Below are 20,054 nucleotides of genomic sequence, written 5' to 3' on the forward strand. Positions count from 1 at the left end.
TTCCTTCACTCTCTGCGGATCGAGCGCTGCGATGCGCGTTTTGCGGTTTGCAGCGAGACGAATGCGGCTGCTGAAGCTAGCGTCATCACTGCAGCCACGGCAACGCTGTCGTTGCCGAGAACGGCAACCAATGGCGCCGCCGCAGCTGCTGCCAGGAACTGTCCGAATCCGAGCAATGCAGCGGCACCTCCAGCGGATTCGCCATGACCGGTCATCGCGATGGCCGGCACGTTGGGATTGACAAGTCCGATAGCTGTGAGGATCGCTATTACAGGTATCTGAAACCCGAGGAATCCGCCGGTTTCGGTGATTGCCAACGCAAGTAAGACAATTCCGCCGAGCGTTGTCACACATAGCGCGCTCAGGCTGATCTGCCCGGGTGTCCAACGAGTGAGTAGTGCGATGTTTGCCTGGGAGCCGATCAACAGTGCCACCGCACCGGATCCGAATGCAAGGCCGTAGGCCAAACCGTCCAAGCCGAAATGGATTTGGACGATGAAGGATGACCCGGCGATGTAACTCCACTGCACAACGCGGATAAGTCCACCCGCAACTGTTAGGAGCATGAATGCTTGATCTCGAATCAATGTGGAATACGTGCGCATCACATTTCGGATTCCCGGCGGACGTCTGAGGTCTCGAGGGAGGGTTTCGGGCATTGCCCACACACCCAGGGCTAGTGCCACGATGCCGAACGCGGCAAGTACGATGAACATCCCGCGCCAGGGGACTAATGTCATGAGGAAGCCGCCTGCGCTGGGCGCCAAGATCGGAGCAAGACCGATCACCAGCATCAGATGCGAAATCATCACGGCTGCAGCGTGTCCGCGGAAAAGGTCGCGAACTACGGCGAGAGCCACAACGCCGGTAGCTGCTGCGCCGAATCCTTGCAAGAGCCGTAGTATGCCCAGCATTGCCATCGTATTCGCGAAGAAGCACAGTGAGGACGCGCCGATATGAAGAATCGTCCCCGCTATGATCGGTGAACGACGGCCGTAGATATCGGAAAGTGGACCGATGACCAGTTGTCCGAACGCCAGTCCCGCGAGAGTTCCGGCCAGCGTGAATTGCACCGCTGTCTCTGAGACACCGAACTCGTCGGTGATCGTGGGTAATGCCGGTAGATACAGCGCTACGGTAAACGGCCCGAGGGCGGTGAGCGCTCCGAGCACAAGTACGAATCGAATCCGCTGCCAGTGGCTCAGTTGTGTATCCGGGACTGAGTTGCCCGGGAGAAACACGCCGGCCTCGGTGGCGACAGGCATCGCGCCGGGTGAGCTGTCGACTTTCAGTGGGGACGTAGCGACTTCGACACTCTTTCCCTTCAAATACCAATCCTGACGCCCTCGACAAACGAGTCCTTGACGGCGTCCAGTACACCCGGAGTCGCGAACACCTGCGCAGCGGTCATTGCGAGGATTAAGGTTCCATCGAGGAGTGCCTTGTCGGCGTCCGGTCCGCCCGCAACCGACGTCGCTTCTCTGGTGTGCATACCCAATCCGGGTACGAACTCGATGCACGGATGGATCGACGGGATGATCTGGCTGACGTTCCCCATGTCAGTTGAACCTGGAAAGGCCTCGGCACGTTGCGGATTGGACGTACGTCCGACTCGCGTGAAGTTCGCTTCGACGATCGCACCCAGAACTGGATTGGGCTGCATCGCCGCATATGTCGGAGACTCCTGTTTGATGGAGACCGTAGCGCCGGTAGCGAGCGCGGCGCCCTTGGCACAGTTCTCGATGCGTGGTTGCAGATGTTCGACGAGAAACTGTGAATCAGGCGCTCGGAAGCTCACGCGAACGACACTGCGCTCCGGGATGATATTGGGAGCTTCTCCGCCGTCGATGACAATCGCATGAACGCGAACATCGGAGGGTAGTTGTTGGCGAAGTAAACCGATTGCATTGAGGGTCAGAACAGCACTGTCGAGAGCATTGATTCCGCGTTCCGGAGATACCGCCGCATGCGCTGCGCGCCCGGTGAACTCGAAGTCGAGCGACACCCGGCCAAGCGTTGCCATTGACGCCAGGTTTTCTCCCTCGGGATGCATCATCATGGCGACGTCGATGTTGTCCAGTCGGCCGCTGTCGATCAGGTAATTCTTGCCGCCACCGCCTTCTTCACCTGGACTGCCGACGACAACGAGTTTTCCGATGCGGAGGTTTTCCTCGTCCATCCATTGTTTCACGGTTAGTGCCGCGCCCAGTCCGATAGCGGCGATTACGTTGTGGCCGCAGGCGTGACCGATCTCTTCCAGCGCATCGTACTCCAAGAAAATGGCAACCGTAGGTCCGTCGTCGGCGGAACCGAAGCTCCCGAGGAATGCTGTGGGAAGGCCGGCGACACCGACTTCCGTCGTGAATCCTTCCCGATCCAAGACGTCGACGAGAAGGCTTGCTGCGTAGGTCTCTGTGAATCGAAGTTCGGGACGAGCGTGAATTTTGTGGCTGATTTCGAGCAGTTCAGTCGAATGGCGATCTGCGATCGATCGCAACGTAGCCTCGAGATTCGCGGGCAGTTCGTATGCGTTCGCGTTTGTATCGGAATTTGTCAATTCTTCTCCCTTTTCAACGCTTTGTGACCACACGATGTCCCGATCGGGTGGGGAGGGCAACCAATGCGGTCCAAAGAGCGGACCGCATTGGTTACCTCATGGATCGCTTGGCTAAGGCTTTGTTGTCGAGCACAATTCGGGAAGGGAAGGCCGGAGACATTGCGGTAACCGGGCCGACTTCTGATTGAATTGTGTCACTCCTACTGTCGGCTCGGCGTATCACCGCGAAGAAGTCGGACAATTCGCGCGCCGCGAAAACGAACCGTGTAATTCGGTCCGGTCCCGGTTCACTCAGTGATCCGCGATGCTAGGCGCTTCTTCTGTCAACCACCAGACTTCCTTCTCAACACAAAATGTACGTCCAGTAAAGGGGTTCTGAACATGGGCGCTATCCAGGGTTCGACCGGAAGTGTCGGTACGCTCCTGCCCCCGACCTTCCCACGCGACGCCGCGAGTTCGTCTATTCGGGTACCCCCGATGCTGACTTTCCTTGTGAAGCGGCTGTTTCGCGGTGTGCTCGTTCTCTTCACTCTGTCCATCCTGGCATTCAGTGTCGTGCATCTGATTCCAGGCAATCCCGCTGAGACTCTGGCGGGCCCCTACAGCGACGCCGAGACGCGGGCACAGATCACCAAAGATCTGGGGCTTGACGGATCGTTGATCTCACAGTACTTCCGATGGATCACCAACTTCCTCCATGGCGATTTCGGCAATTCGTTCATCAACGGTCTTCCTGTGAAAGACCTGATCTCAGCGAGGATCCCCAACACGCTGCAACTAGCTGTCGGCGCAACTCTCGTTTCCGTACTGTGGGGCGTCACCTTCGGGCTCGTTGCAGCGATGAAGCGCGGCCGCCCGTTCGATTGGTTCACCCGCGGTGCAACATTTCTCGGAATGGCCACACCGGTCTTCGCTTTCGGCGTCGCATTGGTGTTGTTCGCTTCGATCCTGTTTCCGGCATGGCCGACACTCGGCTTTGTGCCCTTCAACGAAAATCCGTCCCAGAATCTCGCAAGTCTGGTGCTGCCTTCGTTGGCGATCGGACTTCCGCTTGGTTCTACTATCTGCAGGTTCATGCGGACGTCGATGCTAGATGTCTACGAACATGACTTCATGCGAACGGCTTTGGCTACGGGAAGCACCCGATGGCAGGCAACGATTCGACACGGAGCACGAAATGCTGCGGCGCCCGTTGTGACGATTGCCGGGCTTCAGATGGCCGGAATTATCGGAGAGTCCATCCTCGTGGAGAATGTGTTCGCGATTCCAGGAATCGGCCAATTGACCATCACCGCGATCACGCAGCATGACTACGCAGTGACGCAAGCCTGCATTCTTCTGCTCGGCCTCGTATATGTCGTCATGAACTTGATCGTCGACATTCTCTACCCGTTGATTGATCCGAAGGTTGGAGCGAGCAAATGACATTGATGAAGAATGGCGTTACGCAGCAGAAGGATTTGCTCACCACACGTGGATCGAAGCGAAATACAACCAGGCTTAGTCGACTCTGGTCGATCATACGAGCTCGACCAGGGCTCAGCATCGGTGTGTTCCTCCTGCTCCTCATGCTCTTGATGTCCGTCCTGGTTGGAGTACTCCGCCCCTACACTGCAACGGAGGTCAGCGGGATACCATTTCTCGCACCTAATGCAGAGCATTGGCTCGGAACCGACGAACTCGGCCGAGACTACTTTGTTCGAGTGTGTGTAGCAGCACGCACTTCATTGTCGATATCCGTCGTCGCAGCCCTGTTGTCCATGCTCGTCGGCTCCACCATCGGCTTGGCTGCGGGCTTGAAGGGCGGGTTCCTCGATTCGGTGCTGATGGGTGCCGTCGATCTGTTGGTCTCGCTGCCCTCGATAGTGGTGGCGTTGGGTGCGGTTGCCGTATTTTCCCCTTCGACAACAACTTTGATCATCGTCCTGTCTATTGTCTCGGTTCCGCACTTTGCCCGCGTGATTCGGGCGCGGTGTATGGAGCTTCGTGAACGTGAGTTCGTGATGTCAGCACGGGTCTCGGGCGTATCGACGGTTCGAATTGCAATTCGCCACTTGATCCCGAATGTATTGACAGTGACCATGGTTCAGCTGTCGAACACAGCTGCCATCGTGATACTCATGGAGTCTGGCCTCAGTTACTTGGGACTGGGTGTGCAACCACCCACGCCGAGTTGGGGAAAGATGATCGCCGAATCTCAGAGCTATATGGTGGAGTCTCCCTGGCTGCCACTGGTTCCGTTCATTGCGCTACTGATCACCTCCTCTGCGTGGGGGCTCATCGGTGAGGGATTTGCCGCCAAGAAGCACGCCGCAGTGTGATCCCACTTTGCCCTGGTCACTGACTTGCGACCGTCCATGTGTGAAGGCCGTCAGATGCCTTCTCGAAGAAAGGCTTTCCATGAAACGATCGAGCTGGCACTTGAAGCCGGCGATAGTGGCTTCCGCAGCAGTTCTGGCGCTGGTTTTGGCCGCTTGCTCCGGCGGTACCCCCTCCGTATCCAACTCCGGAGAGAATGCGGGTCCTCCCAAGCGTGGCGGGACGTTGCTTGTGGGTGAAGATACACAGCCTGCAAGTGGGTTGGATCCGATGATGGCGCAGGCCCTCGACTCTAAGCGCATGGTTTCCCAGTTCTACGAGGGATTGCTGTCCATGAACAGTGATTTCACCGAGGTACAGCCGGGTCTCGCGACCGAGTGGAAGCAGACTTCGGAGACAATCTACGAGTTCACACTCCGAAATGGAGCCAAATTTCACGATGGTGAGCTGGTCAAGCCTTCCGACGTGGTCTTCAGTTTGAATCGAGTGTCCGACCTTGCGCAGAACTCGCCCTATAAGAGGCTGTACAGCCTGAAATCGGTGACCGAAACGGGTCCGGAGACTGTGCAGATCGAACTGGCGAAACCTCAGGCGTCCTTGCTCAGCCTTCTGGCGCAGCCGTGGAGCGGTGGAATCGTCAGTGAGGCGTGGGTTACCAGTCATACAGCCGATCAGATGAAGACGATGGAGAATGGGACAGGACCGTTTGTATTGTCCGAGTTCCAGGAAGGCGCAGTGATCAAAACTGTGCGCTTCGAAGACTACTGGGATGAGCAGAAGCCGTATCTCGATGGCGTGGATTACCGATTGATTCCGGCTGAGGCGACTCGTGTCCAGGCATTGAGCTCAGGTTCCATCGACATGATGGAAGTACGCTCACCGGTGAATGCGGAAAGCCTGCGAAAAAAGGGCGTCACTGTCGGTCCGGAATACAACATCGGTGCGTACTGGCTCGGTATGGATACTTTGTCCGGCCCCCTATCGGACCCCAAAGTTCGGCAAGCAGTCAACCTTGGTATCGATCGTGATCAGTTGATTCAGGTGGCCGCGCAGGGCGTCGGAACTCTCAGCTACGCGATTGCTCCCGCCGACCCGTTCGGAACAGATCCGGGACAGGATGCACCCTTTTACAAGTACGATCCCGAAGCCGCAAAGAAGCTGCTCGCAGATGCAGGCAAGACAAGCGTATCGCTGAAGATGGTTGTTCGCTCGGACAACCCCAAGTCTGTGTCGACGGCCGAGTTGATCAAGCAACAGCTCAGCGGAATCGGCGTAGATCTCGAAATTCGAACAGTTCCGTTCAGCCAGATCGTCAGCAGCATCGGCAACGGAAATTGGGATGCGGACATGCTTCAGCTCAACAGTGCTCTGAATGCAGATCCTAGCCAGTATTTAGACCTGTGGTTCGCCAAGGGTGCAGCAGGGACGAAGGTCAACGATCCGGTTCTGTGGCAGATGATGGAAGACGCGGCACAGGTAACTACAGGCAACGAAGACCGCAAGAAGATGTACGACGACATCAGCGTCTACATCGCTGAAAACTCCTACATGTTGGTACCCTACGCAGCTCCGATCTTCGTCGACTCCTGGTCCTCGAAGGTGAAGGGATTTGATGCTGACCTGTCCGGAACGCGTCTCTTCCTGAAGGATGCGTGGATCAATTGACCGAGATCGAAGTGCGGTCCAGAAGTGTTGATGTGCAGCCATCGTCAGCTGATCCAGTTGTTCAGATCAAGGGCCTGTCGATTGCTTACGGAACCAACCAGGCAAGTGTGAGAGGCGTTGATCTGGTTGTACGGCCGGGAGAAATTGTCGGCTTGATCGGTGAGAGTGGGAGTGGAAAGAGCTCTGTGGCCATGGCGTGTCTTGGTCTCCTCGACCAATCTGCGGTCGTCAAAGCTGAGAGATTTTCGGTGTGCGGCACCGATATCGTGGCTGCTGGACCGAAAGATCTTGTTGCGCTTCGTGGCAACCATGCGGCAATGGTGTTTCAAGACGCAATGGGGGCGCTGGACCCGTGCATGCGAGTCGGCGCGCAGGTGGCGGAGGTTGTTCGGCGACACCGAGGGATCGGGAAGTCGGAATCGAAAGCCGCTGTACTGGAGCTTCTCGAAAGAGTGGGGATCCCAAATCCGGAATTGCGGGCCAAGCAGTACCCCCACCAACTGTCCGGTGGGCTGCGTCAGCGTGCCGCTGTGGCACTAGCCCTCGCCGGCGATCCGGTCCTCCTGCTGGCCGACGAGCCGACTACTGCTCTCGATGTGACTGTGCAGGCCGGAATTCTTGAGCTATTCCTCTCTGTGCGTGATGAATTCGGTGTTGCCATCCTGTTGATCTCGCATGATATCGGCGTAATCGCGCAGACAGCAGATCGAGTCGCCGTGATGCTGAATGGCGAGATAGTCGAACAAGGCTCGGTGACCGATGTGCTGTTGGAACCGAGAACGGAATATACGCAAGCACTTCTGCGTGCCGTACCGACCATCGAAAAGGTTCAGTCCACGACAGGCGAAGCTGCGTCGCGCGGGACGACAGCCGATTCGGGACGCATAATATTCTCTGCCAAGAATATTCGACGAACCTACCGATCAGGCAAGGGTGTCGTTCACGCGTTGAAGGACATCACATTGGATGTCCATGCCGGAGAGGTCCTCGGTATCGTAGGTGAATCCGGTTCGGGAAAAAGCACTCTCGCCAAGCTGTTGATACAGCTGGAGAAGCCGAGCGCGGGATACTTGTCCTTTGAGGGTGCGGAATATGCCAGCATGTCGAGGCGGGAAATGGGCAAGTTCCGTCGAGCTGTGCAGATGGTGTTTCAGCATCCGGCCGGCTCTCTCAACCCTCGATTGAAAGTGAAAGACTCGGTTCGCGAACCGCTTCAGGCGGCGGGTGGAGGTTCGTCAGATTCTGAGCGAGTGAAGACAGTTCTCGAAGAAGTTGGACTCCCTCAGGACAGCGGGGATCGGTTGCCCTATCAGTTCTCCGGAGGCCAGAAGCAGCGGATCGCGATTGCGAGAGCGATCGCGGGTGCGCCGGAAGTTGTTCTCCTGGACGAGCCGACGTCCGCGCTGGATGTCACGGTGCAGGCGCAAGTGCTCGAACTCCTGGCGCGAATTCAACGCGATCGCGGCCTTACTTATGTCCTGATTTCGCACAATCTCGCAGTCGTTCGCGCAATCTGCGATCGTGTCGTCGTCATGCGTTCTGGAGAAATCGTGGAACTAGGAACTGCCGAGGAGGTATTCGACTCGCCCTCCCACGAGTACACGAAGGCGCTGATTGCTGCGATCCCCTCGACTGATCCGAGGCACCGAACGCTCGCATCAGTGGCGGACTTTGCACCGCCCGCCCCGGAAACTTCGGGTGCAGTAGCGGGTCTGTGAGAACTGCAGGGGCGTCGGATTGCCTGCGCCCCTGCAGAGTTCGTGCCCGGAGATTCTGTGATCGCTTGCATGTCGATATAGGGAGTGGTAATCATCGATACACAATGGCTGGATGCAACGGCTCAGGCGGAATTGGTTCGTTCGGGAGAGGTATCCTCTCGGGAGTTGATCGAGGACGCCATCGAACGGATAGAGCGACTTGATCCGGAACTGAATGCGCTCAACCATACTCGATTCGATTCGGCTCGAATTGAAGCGAATGGCGTAAACTCAGATGCGCAATTTGCCGGGGTCCCGACCCTGATCAAAGGGCTGACCGCAACGGCAGGTGATCCCCACGATCGCGGTACGGCGATCTTGAAAGAACTTGGGGTGACATCGTCGTCGGATGCCCTGATCGCCAAGAGGTTTCGTGATGCCGGGTTTATAGTCGTTGGACGGTCCGCGGCGCCGGAACTGGGTTTGGTTTCCACCACGGAGAGCAAAGCGCACGGTATCACGAGAAACCCGTGGCGACTGGATCTGACCTCTGGAGGCTCGTCGGGTGGGGCGTCGAGTGCGGTGGCCTCAGGAATGGTTCCAGCTGCTCATGGAGGTGACGGAGGTGGATCCCTGCGCATGCCGGCTGCGTTCTGTCACTTGGTAGGCCTGAAGCCGAGCCATGGATTGATCAGCGCCGGCCCTGGAACGCCCGACAGATGGGGACACAGCGTCCCCGGCGTTCTTACACGTACGGTCCGCGATACAGCAGGAATCGTTGATGCAGTCTCTGGCGGTGAACCTGGCGATCGAGGACGGCCGGTCTTGCCGGCAGGCGAGCTGATGGGCGCTCTACATCGTGATCCAGGACGTCTCCGGATCGGATTCGTGACAGCACCACCGGATCAGATAGATGCGGTCGATCCGGCTGTGCGTACCGCTGTTGTCGATGCTGCGAGACTTTTGGAGAATTTGGGGCACGATGTGGTCGAAGCGCACCCGGATCCCCTGTTCGACCCGCATAACCTGAGAGCATTCTTCGACTCGCTCAGTGTGACGGTGGTGCAGGCCGTTGATGCGATTGGCGCCCAGGTGGGGCGTCAGGTGGAATACGACGAACTCGACGAGGTCACGAGATTCTGGGAGTCACGCGGCCGTGCAATGTCCGGATTGGATCTTGCCGATTCGCTGACGTGGATAGGTGGATTGCGTGCGCGCATGGGGCAGTGGTGGGCGAGCGGTTACGATCTGTTGTTGTGTCCAGTCTTTCCGACACCGCCGCCGACATTGAGTTGGCCATGGACGGAACCTGGAGGAATTCAGAAGTCGGTCGATGTTCTGACGTTCACCGCACCGTTCAATTCGACCGGCCAACCTGCAATCTCGATTCCGTTCGGGTTCACGGAAGACGATGCTCCCTTGGCTATTCAGCTCGTTGCAGGGTATGCCCGTGACGATCTCTTGATTTCCGTGGCGGCACAGCTCGAAATGGAGCGGCCTTGGGCTGGAGCTGTCCCCAAAATGGCTGTTCCAGCCGAGCCTCACATACGGTGAAGGATCAGCAGTAGATGGCAAGCGGACCACCCTCCGGAAGGTGTGCGGGTGATCAATTCGCGCAAGCGAATGCCCATCCTCATCGAGGAAGTTGAGGCATTCTGTGTCGTCTGGAGAAAGGTCTGCCGACGCAAAACTTGAGAATGCGAAGTGCTGGTAGGCAGACATCGAGCCGACACGAAGTACTTTCCCGCCTGGCTCGCAGCGAAGGCGATCCTGTGGCCTCTCGCGGTCACGGCGTGACCGCGAGAGGCCAAACACGAGTGGAAGGTCAATGCAGTGAGCGGATACGACTCAGAAAGGCGACGTCCACAGTGCGGCGACAAACCACTACGCTGGCCCGAGCCGTGGCCGCGGTGACTACCCCCGCCCTCGGATGGACAACAGTTCCGCGAGATCCGTCAACTTCGAATCTCACTGTCCCGGAACACACCCGGTATCACGTGCGTGACCTGTGAGATTGGCAGACCAATTGCTTACCGGGATCCGATCGGAAGTGTGTGTTGAACTCATGGAGCCAACGAGTCCCGTGTAATCCTGGGATCCACCCGAGTGCGACCCTCGAACGATGTCGTCTCCTTGGACGCCCATACTATCCATGATCGTCGATGGGGTAACCCATACTGGTGCATCCCGATAGCTGTCTCTTGATCGGAACACGTTGAGGTGAGCTTCGCGTAGCGGTGGTTCGGTATCCGATCCAGAACCGGCATCGAACGGTGCGCTGCGTCGGACGTGGCCGCTTCGCGTCCCGCCTAGTAGAAGTGGCGTCGCATCTCGCAAATCTTCGCCAGATCTCGACACCGTATTGACTGCGAAGCCGTAAACAGCTGACTCCACACCATAATCTGAGGCCGTCGTATGTGCGGTCACGCAGACGATATATCCTCTATTGCACCTGCCGCAGCGCGGCTTTGGCTGTTTGTAGGCTTGCGGTGTACTCAGTGGATATGGTGCTTCTGTTTGTACTTGCGCGTGAGAACACTCGGCTGCTGGGGTCGTATCCGCGCGGATCGGCGAATTGGACGGCGACCGCGAAGTTGACCGGATCGTTGCGGGTTTCCGGTGGCACTGTCGCCGCGATATCCATGAAGTGGTGCACGGCCGCTTCCGTTGCCTGGGTGCTTTCTGCACCGCCGGCGTAGTTGGATGGCCAACCGAATACATCGACGGATGTCTGTCTCCCGGGTCTGCCGCCGCGATTGCCGGCGTACCAGCCGCTCTCGGCTTCTGCGGCGGTGAGTGCGCCGAGCACTGTTGTTTCGTCGCCATCTCGTGCCGTGACGATTCTGACGATCGATTCGACGGTGTTGTAGCGTCGAATGTCGACTGGGTCGTCGACGTCGATTGCCGGCACCTGAGTTGCGGCAGAGGTAGTTTCGGCCCGCGGGCTGATATCGGTACCGGCATTGTTGTCGCCGCATGCGGTTAGGCCGGCGACGAGTGCGGCGGCCGCTGCAAAGTTTCCGATCATGCGGGCTGTGGGGGTCTGAGCGGTGCGCTTCATTTGATTACCTTCCGATGGTGAGATTCTGGTGTGGGCGACCGGTAGCTCTGAGACACTTTGTGCCTGTGCGTTGTTCGCAGTGAAAGTCTTCCCGGAAATTCTCTTGATAGACGAGAACGCGCTGTTGGTGCTCTGGTCGAGGGTGTGCCGATCAGTACCGGATGCTGCCGATGAGCCACTGTCCACCACCTTTGGTGAGGGTGATCCACACGGTGGTATCCGGTGTGACCGTGGTGGTCTCGTCGCCGACGATTACCGTCTGGTGGATGCTGGCCGCGCGGTGAATGAGGGTGTCGGTATCAGGCGGGCAGCCCGAGCAACCGACGCTCACGTCGGCAACAATTTTCGCGTTGTCCGATGCCCACTGACTCCACTGAGCGCCGGGCCCGCGTTCAGTGTGGACGCCAGCGAGCAGCGAGGCGGCGAGCGGCTCGGTGAACCAGTTCCGTGCGCGCGCGTAGGCATCGGTGGGGCTGCGATCGGTTGCCGGATACCACGTGAAGGCGACGGATAGTGCTTGGCGGACAGTGTCTTCCGTTTCGTCGGTGTCCGGGTTCGAGGGGACATCGATGACTGCTGACGATGTCGCTGTGGTTGTCGTGACCGTGGGCGGCGTAGTAGAGGTGGGGGCGGGTGTAGCGGTGCCGGTGTCCTCGCTCTCGAAGTCGACGAATAGGAACACCAACCCTGCAATTATCGCTGCGGCTACGACGAGAAGGACGAGCTCGCGTTTGTTACTCACATGACCCTCCGGGCTTTCATATCGTTCTGCAGCGGGGCTTGTTTGACGACGTCCCCGGTGGTGGGCGCGTGAATCATCTGACCGTCTCCGATTGCGACTCCGACGTGACCCGGCCCGGATCCTGACCATGATCCGAAAACGAGGTCGCCGGGTTGTGCTTGGGCGATCGGGATCTCGACGCCGACCGTCCATTGCTGCTCCGAGGTGCGCGGCAACGTGACTTGGTTTCCACTGCCTGTGTAGATGGCGTAGCTGGTCAGTCCGGAGCAGTCGAAGCCACCGCCAGTGGTGCCGTTGATGTTGCCGCCGCCCCACACATACGGGGTGCCGAGGTACTGGCGTGCAGCCTCGACGACCTGCCCGCCGGAAGCAGAGCCAGGAGAGACGACCAGTTCTCCGCTACCGCCGGGTGCTGCGAATTCGGCCTCGTACGCAAGAACTTTCGCGACGTACGGTTGCGTCTGGGTGGTGTAGTCGCCGCCGCTGGGCATCCCGCCGGCATTCTTCACCGCGCCCTCGCCTGCGTTGTAGGAAGCGATGTAGAGACTTTTCGGGTCGCCCTTCACCGATCCGTCAGCGATCCAGCTGTCGACCTGCGCTGCGATGGCGCAAAAGTATCGACCCTGAGCCATGATCGCGTCCCCGTCATCCCAGATCGAGATCGTGCCGTTGCCGTCGTCGTCCTGGCCGTAGGAGGCGAATGTTTCCGGCATGAACTGCGTGAGACCCTGCGCCCCGCTGCCGGAGGTCAGGCCACGAACCAACCCGGATTCTGCTTTCGCGTCCGAGGCCAACAGAGAGGGCTTGATCTGTGGGCACAGTGACCCGGCTTTGCGGAACCATGGTTCCATCTCGGGAGGAACGGATCCGGCGTTGAGGTCGCCGCCACCGGCCATGCCGAAACCGGCGCAGGCGATCGACGACGACGATGCCGCCAGCTGAATGGCGGGCGAATCACTGCCCGCCTCGTCGGCGGGGGAGGGTGCTCCGCCGAGTTTGGTCATCGGGTCGATCGCGAATCCACCCTGTAGTCGGCCGCCGTCCCAGTATTCGAAATGCAGGTGCGGGCCGGTGGATCCACCGGCGTTGCCGATGTTGGCGATGTGGTCGCCGGCTTTGACCTGCTGTCCTTCCTTGACGAGGACGCCGTCGTCGAACATGTGGCCGTAGACGGTGCTCACGGGCTTGTCGTCGACGAGTGAGTCGAGCACGATCCAGTTCCCGAACCCGGAGGCAGATCCGGCCTTGACCGCGACGCCGTCGAGGGCAGCGTAGATCGGGGTGCCGACGGGCCCGGCGAAGTCGGCGCCCTTGTGTTCAGTTCCCCAGCGAGGTCCGAACCCGGAGGTGAATGTCGTTGTGCCGTTCTTGGTGGGCTGGGTGATCGGCCCGGAGGCTTTCAGTTCCGTGTTGCCGCTCGGGGATTCGCTCTTGTCGCTCTCGCTCGACGAGGTGCCGCAGCGGTGCTTGGGAATGACCGGATCATGGGCGCACCCGGACAGTCCCAGGACAGCAGCGGTGCCGGCGATGAGGATGAGCCCCACCGGTCGGCGCCTCACAGTGCACCCGGCAGCGGGGTGTCGAGATCGGGGATCGGGATAGGCCCCGGCACCGGGATCGGCGCGCGCTCGAGGCTTGTGGACGGGCTGGTTGTCGAGGCTGCCGGTTCCTGCATCGACGTCGACGTGGCGGTGGCATCGGTGCTGGTCGTGGATTGTGGTGCCGGGGTGGTAGTGACCATCTCGGGCGTTGGTGCACTCTTGGACGTCGGTGCACTGGTCAGCGACGGAACACCGAGTTTGTCGACCTCACTGCGATCGAGAGTCGGCAACGGTGACTGCACCTGCCACACCGAACCCGATCCGGAATCAGTGGCTTTGAGGGTGATCCGCATGTCGCCGGCCTGCGTCGGCACAACGACCTGCACCGCACTGCCGCCGCCGATGCCGGCCACGCTCTCGCTGCGTGTGGGTCCGGTGATCGCCACCGGCACCAGCGGGCGCGCGTTGAGGACAGTCACACTCGGCGCGTCGGCGGTGTGCTTGCCGAGCTTGGTTTTCCATTCATTGTTGGAGAGCGACCGGTCGACGTAGATGTGTGCGTATGTCATCGCTGTGGCCGGTGGACTCTCGGCGACGGCAGCGGCGGACTTGCCTGCAATCGCCGATTCGGTGACCTCGGTGAGGTCATGTGTGAGGTCTCCGTCGACCGCCGCATCGGCATCGGCAGAGGCAGAGGCAGTGGGCGTGGTTGGGAATTCCGCTGCGGACGCGGTGTTGGTTGCGGTGGGCGAGTGACTGAACAGTGATCCGGCGACGAACAGCACAGCGAAAGCGGCGACGATCGTGATCGTCAGGTTGGTCCGTGAGTAAAGGACCCATCGCCGGATCGGCGCGAGTACGGGATTGACTGTGTTGGTGGGCATCCGTCACCCCCGGCCGTGGTCGGGGGCACCGGCGGAAGTCAACGACGGCGCCCACAACCGTTGCGCCGACCGGGACGGAGTCGACGGGACGGACCGAGTTGTGGGTTTCGGCACCGAACTCTCGACGGAGGCATCGGCAGAGGATGGAGTGAACACTTTTGTCGGCGCGATGTTCGAGCGCGGCCCGCCGTCCCAGGTCTCGCTCACCGACGAGGAACTGCGCGCAGAGCCGCTTTCGGATCCGACGATCCGGCGAGCGATCACGTTGCCCCCGTTGGTCGCCGGCACTTGGATCCGAGGCTTCACCGGAGCGTTGTCTTTGCCGGGTTCGGAGGGCTCACTCGTCTGGAGATCACGCTTGGCGGCGTCGAGGTCCGATTCCCGTCGCGAATTCGTCAGCCGCTGTTGGCGATCCATCGTCTTGCGTGCTTCGACGCGGGACTGATCGACTTCCTGGCGCCGGCGTTGATTGAGCTCGCGGCCCTCCGGACGTGCGGAGACAGGGTCCTCGTTGTCGCTGCTCTCGGTGTTGGTGTTGTACCGGTCTTTCACATTGTGCGAGACGCGGTCGAACGCAGCCCCGACACCACCTAGAGCGGCTCCCGTCCCACCCGTCGCTGCAGTGAAGAATGCCTTTTTCGTCATCGACTGAACGCCGCGTGCCTTGCGGTTGAGAGGGCCGACCTTGTTTTGGGTGATCGTCTGCGACATCCGTTTGAACGGCTTCATGATCATCCAGCACACCGCGGTCAAGATGATCATGAACCACAGCCGCCACGTACCGTCGACGAGTCCGTTGTCGGTGTCGTAGAGCTTGACCAGCGCCATCAAGTAGAGGGCGATGATGACCGCTCCGGCCACACCCCACAGGTATGCCGTCGCGATCATCCGGCACACCCGCGAGAGGGTGCCACCGTGTACGGCGGCCAGCGGAACCCAGATCGGAGCGAACAAGATCGCTATTCGAATGGCCAGTAGCGCAGTCAGTTTGAGTACCGACGCACCGATCCATAGAACGGAAGGCATGGCGAGCTTGAGCATCGCCATGAACCCAATTCCGGTGCGCCCGGAATCTTTCCCCTGGAATTGGTTGTACGACAAGTTGAGCCCGGAAAGCTTGTCGACGATGTCGTTTCGGAATTTGTCAGCCTTGAGGTCTGCCAGCTCGCTCGCAGCTGCGTTGTCTCCGGCGACGTCCTGCTGCTCCGCGTACGAAAATGCCAAGGTGTCGCGCAGTTTCGGACCGAGCTGCAGTTCTTTGTCGTTGAAGTTCGTCCCGAACCAGCCCTTGCGCCAATCGTCGAGGAAAATCTTGTCGATCAGCACGTTTCGTGGGTCGGCGCTTTCGCTGGACGCGGAGAGCATCTGCCCTTGGGTGTCGGTGATGATCGATCCGAAGGTCTCGTCTGCGACCTGGATCGCTTTTTGCGGTGCTCCGACGAACAACGCCCCGATCGCCAACGCGGCTCCGGCAATAGCGACAGTGCGAGTGACAGCGGCGGCATTGGATTTGAGTGCGTTCCACAGGATCATCGCCGCAACTGCGGTCAGTGCGATACCCAGCCACATCCCGTAGACACCGAACATGCCGTCGGCGATGGAGGAGACGATCTTGTCGAACTGCACCATCGCCGGAGCGATGCCGGCGGCTTCTGCGGTGTGACCGGTCTTGGTTTGGTCGTCGAGCCAGAATGCGGCGGCAGCGAATCCCTTGCCGATTGCCAGGAAAAGGTTGCCTGTTGACGTGTCTGCAACGGCGCGCGGCGCGTTGACCAGGTCGTTGCCGCAGCCGAGATCGTAGGTGTGCCACGACAGGCCGGCCCACCCGTAGGTCTCGTAGCCGGTGCCGCTCTCTTTTGGTGTGCGGTCCTTGCTTGAGGAATCGAATTCCGACGCCATGACTGAGTTCGGGTATTCGGGGGTAGGGACGTCCTTGCAGTCGAATCCGCCCGCCGATGCGGTCCCGCCGCCACCGATCAGCGGCAGCAGCCCTAGTGCCAGAACCGCCAGAATGCGCCCCACATGTCCGCCCAACCGGTGGCTGCGTCCCCGACTGGGTTGAGCTTGGGTGGCCCCAATTGTGGGCGTAGGGCGGCGTTCGAGGGTAATCATGCTGGCCCGCCGAGTGCGTTTTTCGACGACGAGGAGTTCAGCGCCTCGAAGACGTGCGCGAGGTGCACGTAGTGGATCCAGCTCGAGCGCACCAACTCGACGTCGTCGGCCATCCGGATCATCCAGCGGCGCGCTTGATCCTGGTACGAGGTGTCGGTGTCTTCGTCGAGGGTGTCTTCGCCGCCGCTGCCCATTTCGGCGAGGAACTGCTCGAAGCCTTGCCCGGCAGGGAGTTTGAGCAGTTTCAGGGCGCCGGCGATCGCATGGGGGTCGCCTCCGACGTCGCCGACGAACACTTCGTAGGTCAGTGCGGTCTTGTCGTCGCTGCCGTCAAGTCCGAGGAAGTCGTCCGGGAGCTGCGAGCAGACGAGCGCGCGGAGCAGGTACTTGCGTGAGTCGCGTGCAATGCGCAGGTTCAGGGTGCGGCCGGCGCCGGTGGATTCGAGGTATTTGTTCTCATCCAGGAAAAGCACCTTGCGTACATGGCGCGGCTTTTCGTAGACGAGACGGTTCGCCAGCCACGCGGCCATGTGCATCAGGGGTGCGGTCATCCGCTGTTGCGGAGTCCATTGCGAGGACGGTGTGCCTTCGGGCGGTAACTGCAGGCCGGGCATCGTCAGGATGGTGAGACGGATGTCGTTGTCGAAGGAATCGGCGCCGCTGCCGATCGTGCCTTCTTCGGGGAAGAGCACACGTGCTTCGGTGAGCCTGGACATCAATTCGAGCTGCTGATACAGCCCACTGGCGCAGGTCCTGACCGCTTGATCCGGGTTGTTCTCACTGATGGTCTCGATTGCGGCCAGCACTTCGCGGAGGTTGTGGTTGCTGTCGCCGCCGACCATGTTCGCCGCCAGATGCAGAACGGGTTCGGTGTGCTCTTGGTGTAGATGGCGTTCGGTGAGCATCATCTTCAGAACGGATACGGCGACCTCGACGCGTTCTGCTTCGGCGGCGCGCTTGTCGGCGTCGAACTTCGATTGCGCCGCTGCATGTGGATTGGAGTCGCGTGCGAATTCGGTGTTGGCGGTGTCGTATTCGGGGTCCTCGCGCCGGGGGTTGGTGATCACACGGTACGGGTTCAGCGCTCCCGCGCGTGAGTCCCGACCTGTGAGTGCGTAGACGCGGGCGATATCGCGGAACTCCGGCAAAGATGCCAGCGCGGCAAGAGGTCCGGACGGGTCGAGAACGACGCCGTAAGCGCCGGCGCGCACCGCCTGATACACGATCATGCCGGCGAGAAACGTCTTGCCTGATCCAGGTACAGCGACGATCGGAGTCAGCCCCGACTTGTGCTTGCGTTCGTGGGCGGCGAACAGATCCCAGATCACCGGTCGCGGAGAGATCGATGATGTCTCACCGAGTACGACACCGCGCCGGTCACCGATGCGGTCGCTGACCGTGGCCATGCCGGCGGCGACAGCTTCGACGTCCATCCGGCGAGCATGGGCGATGTTCGCTTGCGGCTCGCCGGGAATGAACTCGCGTAGCAGTTGGTACTGGCCGTGCTCGTGTTCGAGCGCGATGTGCGGGGAGTACATCTCTTGCAGAGCGGAGACCTTCTGCCGAACATCGTCAGGACTGGTGCCGACGACGGCGACGCGGTACCAGCCGGTGGTCCGCGTCGAGAGTCCTGAATGGTCCTCCTCGACATCGGAGATCACGTTCTGCGCGCGAGCATGCTGCTGCGCCAACTCTTTCGGCGGCACCTGATCGTGCTCAACGGTGTAGTGGTCGAACTGGCTCTCGATCTTCCCGGTGAGAGAGCGCATCTTGCGGATGGTCGATGCCTTGTCGTGCAGTTCGATTCGATCCGACCACTCCAGCGGCTCCCCAGAAGGGTCGCCGATGATCTGCCAGGGCAGCATCCGTTCAGGGATCGGCAACGGTGCCATGCGTCCGACCGTCAACACGATCACCACACCGGTGTAGGTGCGGCCGTCGACCACACCGGAGACTGTGGTGTAACCGTCGCCAGGGGTCAGGGACAGGTCGGTGAGATCTTCGAGGGCCGCGACGTCGGTCTCCTCCCAATCGCCACCGCCCGCGATCGCTCCACCCGCTTCCAGAGGGAGACCGATCGTCGCGGAGCGCCGCAGCAGGTAATCGATCGCAGTCGTAGACGCGGGAACAGCTTTCGCGCCGCGACCCGACATGATCCGCTCCAACGAAGCGAGATGATCGGCGAGCGCCTTCTGCTCGCGCTCGAAGGCGTCGTCGGCCCACCGGTTCACCCACGTGCAGACCCCGCCCAACAAGGGCCAGTCGGCCGTGTACCGCAGCGTTCGAGCAGTCCAATCCAAACCCCGCCCGAGTCCGGAACGCTCAGGTAGTTCGATGCCCCAGTAGCGGCCCTTCATAGTTGCGTTCGACCACAACATCGCGTGCTGCTGACCGCGCAGGTAATCCGCCCACGACAGCGCGCCGGGCACATCAGGAATGGGTGTGGCCCAAACGTTGTGGTCGATCGCCCACTGCGTCACCGGGAACGGGGTGCGCACCACGCGGCGGTGCAGCTTGCGTACGCCTGCTTTCTGCAGGTTGGTCAGGATCATCGCTTCGTCCTGGATGAAGCGGCGTTGCTTACCGGTGGTGCGGAAATTCCAGGGTCCTTGCTGCTGCCAGAACCACGCCGTCGACGTTGTCGCGGTTCGGGTGATGTTGGCAGAAGTGCCGGTCAGTTTCAGATGGACGGCCCTGCGTTCGCGCTCCACCCACTTCCTCGCGGCATCCTTCTCGCGATCGGTCGCGGACTTGCGTGCCTTCTTCGTTGTCCGGCCGCGGCGACCACGACGCCGCATGACCTTCTCGGCGACCTGCTCGGGATCGGTGAACGGTGTCGGCTCGGTGTCCTCGTCGTAGTCGTCCTCGCCGTTGTCGTCGTAGGCCGGAACCGGTGTCGGGTCGACTTCGGACCACGCTTGTGCAGGACGGCGCGCACTCGACTGCGCAGCTGCCCACGACGGCGGTAGCGAGCCCGGAAGAATCACCGGAACCGGATCCTCGACCTTTGGGTCGAACAGTGCGGCAATGTCGTTGTCGGAGGCGGTCATCGGTGGTCCTCACCGTCGAAATGGGCACAGGGTTCGGACGTGGATGCGCGCTTGGTCAGCCGTGTCGGGAGTGACACGGACACGGTCTTGCCTGCCTTCGGTGGACGCGGAGCGGCGAGGTCGTTGAGAGCGGCCTTGAGCACCGAGCGCAGCGGCCGGTCGGGGGTGACGAACTTCGCGATGCGGGTAGTGATCCAGACCGTGATCAGCGCGAGCACCAGAAGAGTTTTGAAGCCGAGTGGTACATGCAATATTCCCCGAGCGATCACGAACACCACGACGAACGCGGAAGCGCCGACGAGGCCGGCGGTGTAGCGGATCCGGACAGGCAGGGGATAACCGGTCGGACCGAGGTAGTGCCGGTCTACGCGGTACATCAGGTCGTCGTTGTCGATCACCGTGTGCTCCGTTCGAGTGGTCTCGGGG

Annotated in this window: 14 protein-coding genes; 5 read left to right on the forward strand and 9 right to left on the reverse strand. The window is 60.4% G+C overall.

Translation table 11 applies throughout. The features are described from left to right. Positions 1 to 5: 5 nt before the first annotated feature. On the reverse strand, positions 6 to 1,328 hold the full coding sequence (locus tag FFI94_RS32800; protein ID WP_260684577.1) for a multidrug effflux MFS transporter: 1,323 nt from the start codon (positions 1,326 to 1,328) through the stop codon (positions 6 to 8). Further along, positions 1,325 to 2,557, reverse strand: coding sequence for a M20 family metallopeptidase (locus tag FFI94_RS32805; RefSeq protein ID WP_138874026.1), 1,233 nt, complete (start codon positions 2,555 to 2,557; stop codon positions 1,325 to 1,327). The genes FFI94_RS32800 and FFI94_RS32805 overlap by 4 nt, the downstream gene beginning before the upstream one ends. Positions 2,558 to 2,938: 381 nt before the next feature. On the opposite strand from FFI94_RS32805, the gene FFI94_RS32810 reads away from it, so the two are divergent. The 5 genes from FFI94_RS32810 to FFI94_RS32830 all read left to right on the forward strand — a co-directional run bounded on the left by FFI94_RS32810 (position 2,939) and on the right by FFI94_RS32830 (position 9,792). Beyond that, positions 2,939 to 3,982, forward strand: a complete 1,044-nt coding sequence (locus FFI94_RS32810; RefSeq protein ID WP_138874027.1) for an ABC transporter permease — start codon at positions 2,939 to 2,941, stop codon at positions 3,980 to 3,982. 152 nt (positions 3,983 to 4,134) lie between these two features. Further along, entirely contained in the window at positions 4,135 to 4,878 is a 744-nt protein-coding gene (locus FFI94_RS32815) for an ABC transporter permease (RefSeq protein WP_185993500.1), read from the forward strand. Positions 4,879 to 4,957: 79 nt separating this feature from the next. Further along, entirely contained in the window at positions 4,958 to 6,541 is a 1,584-nt protein-coding gene (locus tag FFI94_RS32820; RefSeq protein ID WP_138874029.1) for an ABC transporter substrate-binding protein, read from the forward strand. After that, positions 6,529 to 8,259: an ABC transporter ATP-binding protein gene (locus FFI94_RS32825; protein WP_138874030.1), complete on the forward strand. Its 1,731-nt coding sequence runs from the start codon at positions 6,529 to 6,531 to the stop codon at positions 8,257 to 8,259. Before FFI94_RS32820 ends, FFI94_RS32825 begins: the two co-directional genes overlap by 13 nt. A gap of 84 nt (positions 8,260 to 8,343) precedes the next feature. Beyond that, complete coding sequence (locus FFI94_RS32830) at positions 8,344 to 9,792, forward strand: amidase (RefSeq protein WP_221937826.1); 1,449 nt, start codon at positions 8,344 to 8,346, stop codon at positions 9,790 to 9,792. An 889-nt stretch (positions 9,793 to 10,681) separates the two neighbouring features. Here the strand turns inward: FFI94_RS32830 and FFI94_RS32835 are convergent. The 7 genes from FFI94_RS32835 to FFI94_RS32865 form a co-directional block, all read right to left on the reverse strand. Beyond that, the gene (locus tag FFI94_RS32835; protein ID WP_138874031.1) at positions 10,682 to 11,299 is read right to left on the reverse strand and encodes a hypothetical protein; all 618 of its coding nucleotides are present in this window, start codon (positions 11,297 to 11,299) and stop codon (positions 10,682 to 10,684) included. A gap of 151 nt (positions 11,300 to 11,450) precedes the next feature. Next, positions 11,451 to 12,041, reverse strand: a complete 591-nt coding sequence (locus FFI94_RS32840) for a hypothetical protein (protein ID WP_138874032.1) — start codon at positions 12,039 to 12,041, stop codon at positions 11,451 to 11,453. Further along, positions 12,038 to 13,585: a peptidoglycan DD-metalloendopeptidase family protein gene (locus tag FFI94_RS32845; RefSeq protein ID WP_260684578.1), complete on the reverse strand. Its 1,548-nt coding sequence runs from the start codon at positions 13,583 to 13,585 to the stop codon at positions 12,038 to 12,040. Before FFI94_RS32845 ends, FFI94_RS32840 begins: the two co-directional genes overlap by 4 nt. Positions 13,586 to 13,596: 11 nt before the next feature. Continuing rightward, entirely contained in the window at positions 13,597 to 14,466 is an 870-nt protein-coding gene (locus tag FFI94_RS32850; protein WP_138874034.1) for a hypothetical protein, read from the reverse strand. A gap of 3 nt (positions 14,467 to 14,469) precedes the next feature. After that, entirely contained in the window at positions 14,470 to 16,578 is a 2,109-nt protein-coding gene (locus FFI94_RS32855) for a hypothetical protein (protein ID WP_397495603.1), read from the reverse strand. Then, positions 16,575 to 19,628 (reverse strand): ATP-binding protein, encoded by a 3,054-nt coding sequence (locus tag FFI94_RS32860; protein ID WP_138874035.1) that lies wholly within the window; start codon positions 19,626 to 19,628, stop codon positions 16,575 to 16,577. The genes FFI94_RS32855 and FFI94_RS32860 overlap by 4 nt, the downstream gene beginning before the upstream one ends. Beyond that, on the reverse strand, positions 19,625 to 20,026 hold the full coding sequence (locus FFI94_RS32865; RefSeq protein WP_138874036.1) for a hypothetical protein: 402 nt from the start codon (positions 20,024 to 20,026) through the stop codon (positions 19,625 to 19,627). Before FFI94_RS32865 ends, FFI94_RS32860 begins: the two co-directional genes overlap by 4 nt. Positions 20,027 to 20,054: the final 28 nt, after the last annotated feature.

The organism is Rhodococcus sp. KBS0724 (genome assembly GCF_005938745.2).
Taxonomy (GTDB): Bacteria; Actinomycetota; Actinomycetes; order Mycobacteriales; family Mycobacteriaceae; genus Rhodococcus_F.

Excerpts from the sequence above, each read along its gene's own strand:
- FFI94_RS32810 (WP_138874027.1), top strand. The coding sequence starts at position 2,939 with ATGGGCGCTATCCAGGGTTCGACCGGAAGTGTCGGTACGCTCCTGCCC.
- FFI94_RS32815 (WP_185993500.1), top strand. The coding sequence starts at position 4,135 with ATGTCCGTCCTGGTTGGAGTACTCCGCCCCTACACTGCAACGGAGGTC.
- FFI94_RS32820 (WP_138874029.1), top strand. The coding sequence starts at position 4,958 with ATGAAACGATCGAGCTGGCACTTGAAGCCGGCGATAGTGGCTTCCGCA.
- FFI94_RS32835 (WP_138874031.1), bottom strand. The coding sequence starts at position 11,299 with ATGAAGCGCACCGCTCAGACCCCCACAGCCCGCATGATCGGAAACTTT.
- FFI94_RS32850 (WP_138874034.1), bottom strand. The coding sequence starts at position 14,466 with ATGCCCACCAACACAGTCAATCCCGTACTCGCGCCGATCCGGCGATGG.
- FFI94_RS32855 (WP_397495603.1), bottom strand. The coding sequence starts at position 16,578 with ATGATTACCCTCGAACGCCGCCCTACGCCCACAATTGGGGCCACCCAA.
- FFI94_RS32860 (WP_138874035.1), bottom strand. The coding sequence starts at position 19,628 with ATGACCGCCTCCGACAACGACATTGCCGCACTGTTCGACCCAAAGGTC.